Origin of the sequence: Mycobacterium sp. E3298, assembly GCF_001666895.1 — a bacterium.
Taxonomy (GTDB): domain Bacteria; phylum Actinomycetota; class Actinomycetes; order Mycobacteriales; family Mycobacteriaceae; genus Mycobacterium.
Genome location: NZ_LZJB01000483.1, coordinates 1 through 3,567 on the forward strand (window position 1 = coordinate 1; position 3,567 = coordinate 3,567).

Genomic DNA, 3,567 nt, shown 5'->3' on the forward strand with positions numbered 1-3,567 from the left:
CGGCGAGCTTGTGCTTGATCGCCTGATAGGAACCGATCACCCGGCCGAACTGGGCGCGCTGCTTGGCGTAGTCGACGGTGTCCCGCAGCAGCGCCTCGGCGGCGCCGACCAGCTGCGCGGCGGTGGCCAGCGCGCCGAACTCGAAGGCGCGCCGGACCTCCGCCTGCCAGGGTTGGCCGGTGGCGGTCACGTCGTAGACGGGCCGGCTCGGATCGACCGACTCGTGCCGGTCGCCGGGCGCGGCCTCGCTCACACCGTCGTCGGTAGCCAGCAGCACCAGCCCGGCCGAGTCGGCGTCCACCGCGCGCGGCGCATGCGGTGGCAACGCGACCGTGGCTACCAGCTCGCCGGAGGCCAGCGCCGCGCACCGCTCGTCCGAGGCGAGCAAAACCGGTGCCACGGCGATGGATTCGGCCACCGGCCCCGGCACGCACCAGCGTCCCAGGCGTTCGAGCGCGACCACCAGGTCGACCGGGTGCGCCTCGATGCCGTCGAACTTCTCCGGAACCGCCAGCGCGGTGACGCCCAGTTCGGCCAGCCGCTCCCACACCTTGCGGCCGGGCGCGGTGTCGCCGGCGGACCAGCCACGGATCGCGCCGGGCAGGTCGGCCGCGCCGAGCGCGGCGTCGATGCTGGCCGCGAAGTCGCGCTGTTGCTCGTCTAGCGCGAATTTCATTTCTTGCCCCCGGACTTCTCGCGGGGCAGGCCCAACAGCCGCTCCGAGATGATGTTGCGCTGAATCTCGTTGGTGCCGGCGTAGATCGGGCCGCCCAGGGCGAACAGCAGGCCATCCGTCCAGCTGCCGGCGAGCTCGCCGTCGGCGGCGAGGATGTCCAGCGCGGTCTGGTGCAGGTCTACATCGAGGTCGGACCAGAACACCTTGGTCACCGACGATTCGGCGCCCAGCTCACCGCCGTCGGCCAGCCGCGTCACCGTGGCAAAGGTCTGCAGCCGGTAGGCCTGCGCCTTGATCCAGCCGTCGGCCACCCGGTCTGCGAACCCGGGGGGCGAGCCGCTGTCCTGCCACAGTCGCACCAGCCGCTCGGCGGTCGCCAGGAACCGCGCCGGGCTGCGCAGCGACATGCCCCGCTCGTTGCTCGAGGTGCTCATCGCCGCCCGCCAACCCTCGTTCGGGGTGCCGATCACGTCGTGGTCGGGGACGAACACGTCGTCGAGGAAGATCTCGCCGAACCCGGTATCGCCGCCCAGCTGCACGATGGGCCGCACGGTGACGCCCTTCGCCTTCAGGTCGAACATGAAGTACGTCAGGCCGTTGTGCCGCTCGGCTTCCGGGTCCGACCGGAACAGCCCGAAGCCCATCTCGGCGAACGGCGCGCGCGAACTCCAGATCTTCTGCCCGTTGAGCAGCCAGCCGCCGTCGGTCTTGGTCGCGGTGGATCGCAGCGAGGCCAGGTCGCTGCCGGACTCCGGCTCCGACCACGCCTGCGCCCAGATCTGTTCGCCGCTGGCCATTTTCGGCAGGATTCGGTCCAGCTGCTCGGAGGTGCCGTGCGCGAACAGCGTGGGCGCCAGCATCGAGGTGCCGTTGGCGCTGGCCCGGCCGGGGGCGCCGGCGCGGAAGTACTCCTCCTCGAACACCACCCAATGCAACAGCGGCGCATCGCGGCCGCCGTATTTCTTCGGCCAGGTGATCACCGACAGCCCGGCATCGAACAGCACGCGGTCCCAGTGCCGGTGCTGCGCGAAACCTTCGGCGTTGTCGTAGGACTTCGTCGGGATCGACTCGGCGTTGGCGGACAAGAACTCACGGACCTCGGCCGCAAACGCCTGGGTCTCCTCGTCTAATTCCAGATCCATTCAGGCCAGCTCTCGCAGTTGGGGTTTGACCACCTTGCCGCCCGGATTGCGCGGCAACGCGTCGACGAACCGCACCGACCGCGGTGCCTTGAAGTTCGCCAAATGTTCACGGGTGTAAGCGATCACGGATTGTTCGTCGAGGTCGGCGCCGGGCCGGGTCACCACGAAGGCCCGGCCGACCTCGCCGAGGCGCTCGTCGGGGACGCCGATCACCGCGGCGTCGGCGATCCCCGTCATCCGGGCGAGCACCTGCTCGACCTCGGCGGGGTACACGTTGAAGCCGCCGCAGATGTACATGTCCTTGAGCCGGTCGGTGATGCGCAAATTGCCTGCCGCGTCGACGGCGCCGATGTCACCGGTGTGCAGCCAACCGTCGGCGTCGATGGCCGCCGCCGTGGCGTCCGGGTCATCGAGGTAGCCCAGCATCACGTTCGGCCCGCGCAGCAGCACCTCACCCGCTTCGCCGGGAGCGCTTGAGTCGATACGCAATTCGAAGTCGGCGAACGGGCGCCCGCAGGTGGTGGCGACGGTGACGGCGTCGTCGTCGGCGCGGCACATCGTGCCCATCCCGTTGGCCTCGGTGAGGCCGTACGCCGTCAGCACGATGTCGATGTCGAGTTCGGATTGCATGCGCTCCACCAGCACGACGGGCACGGTGGCCGCCCCTGTCACCGCGAACCGCAGCGAACTCAGGTCGTAGTCCCCGCGCTGCGGATGGTCCAGCAGGGTCTGGTAAATGGTGGGCGGTCCCGGCAACACGGTGATGCGGTGCCGCTCGATCGCCTGCAGCGCGCGCAGTGGGTCGAACGTCAGGTGCGGGATCAGCGTCGCGCCGGTCTGCAGACAGGCCAGGATGCCCGCCTTGTAGCCGAAGTTGTGGAAGAACGGGTTGATGCACAGGTAGCGGTCGTCGCTGGTGATCTTGCCGTTGGCCGCCCACGACGCCGACGCCGACAACGACTGCCGGTGCGCGCACAGCACCCCTTTGCTGCGGCCGGTGGTGCCCGAGGTGAACAGGATGTCGCTGACGTCCTCGGGCGTGACGGCGGCGGCGCGGGTGGCGACAGACTCGAGGTCGGTGCCCCGCGTGACGAAGTCGTCCCACGTCCCTGAAACGGGATCGTCGGCCTCGACCGGAATCCGGACGACGTGCCGCAGCGCGGGCAAGGCATCCCGATCCAGATCGGCGACGCGATCGTGGCCCAGGAACGTGCCCATCCCGAACAGCACGGGCGCCGCGGTGCGGGCCAGGATGTCGGCGGCTTCCTCGGCGGTATAACGGGTGTTCAGCGGCACCATCGCCGCGCCGGCGTGGTGGGCGGCCAGGCAGGCGACCACCCAGTGCCAGGTATTGGGCGACCAGATGGCCACCCGGTCGCCCGACCGCACGCCGAGGGCGATCAACGCGGCGGCCGCCCGGCGGACCTCGTCGCGCAGGGCCGCGGCCGTGAACGAACGCTCGTCGGTGATCAACGCGTCGTGGTCGGGAAACCGACTCGCAAAACGGTCCAGCGCCGCGGGAATCGTGCGGACATCGCCGGTCATCGAGACTGCTCCTACCTGGATTGCCCGGTTCCTCCCACGCCGCTGCGCGGCGCGCATCGTCACCGAGCCGACAAAGCAAGTGCTTGGTAGGTTAGCCTACAGGGCATGCAGGACGTCGAGGAGTTCCGGGCGGAGGTTCGCCGATGGCTCGCCGACAATCTGGTCGGCGAATTCGCAGCTCTCAAGGGTCTTGGCGGACCGGGG

At 69.7% G+C, this 3,567-nt stretch carries 4 protein-coding genes; 1 reads left to right on the forward strand and 3 read right to left on the reverse strand.

Annotated features, from left to right (window positions below; all coding sequences use genetic code 11):
- The 3 genes from A9X05_RS21985 to fadD3 form a co-directional block, all read right to left on the reverse strand.
- A partial coding sequence (locus tag A9X05_RS21985) for an acyl-CoA dehydrogenase family protein (RefSeq protein ID WP_067778641.1) occupies positions 1-676 on the reverse strand: 676 nt, incomplete at its 3' end.
- A complete protein-coding gene (locus tag A9X05_RS21990) occupies positions 673-1,818 on the reverse strand; it encodes an acyl-CoA dehydrogenase family protein (protein WP_067784056.1) in 1,146 nt (381 codons plus the stop codon). The genes A9X05_RS21990 and A9X05_RS21985, both read right to left, overlap by 4 nt.
- The gene (gene fadD3, locus A9X05_RS21995; RefSeq protein WP_067784060.1) at positions 1,819-3,363 is read right to left on the reverse strand and encodes a 3-((3aS,4S,7aS)-7a-methyl-1,5-dioxo-octahydro-1H-inden-4-yl)propanoate--CoA ligase FadD3; all 1,545 of its coding nucleotides are present in this window, start codon (positions 3,361-3,363) and stop codon (positions 1,819-1,821) included.
- A gap of 105 nt (positions 3,364-3,468) precedes the next feature.
- Between fadD3 and A9X05_RS32345 the strand changes: the two genes are divergently transcribed.
- The coding region (locus tag A9X05_RS32345; protein WP_231978452.1) for a hypothetical protein at positions 3,469-3,567 on the forward strand (99 nt) is incomplete at its 3' end.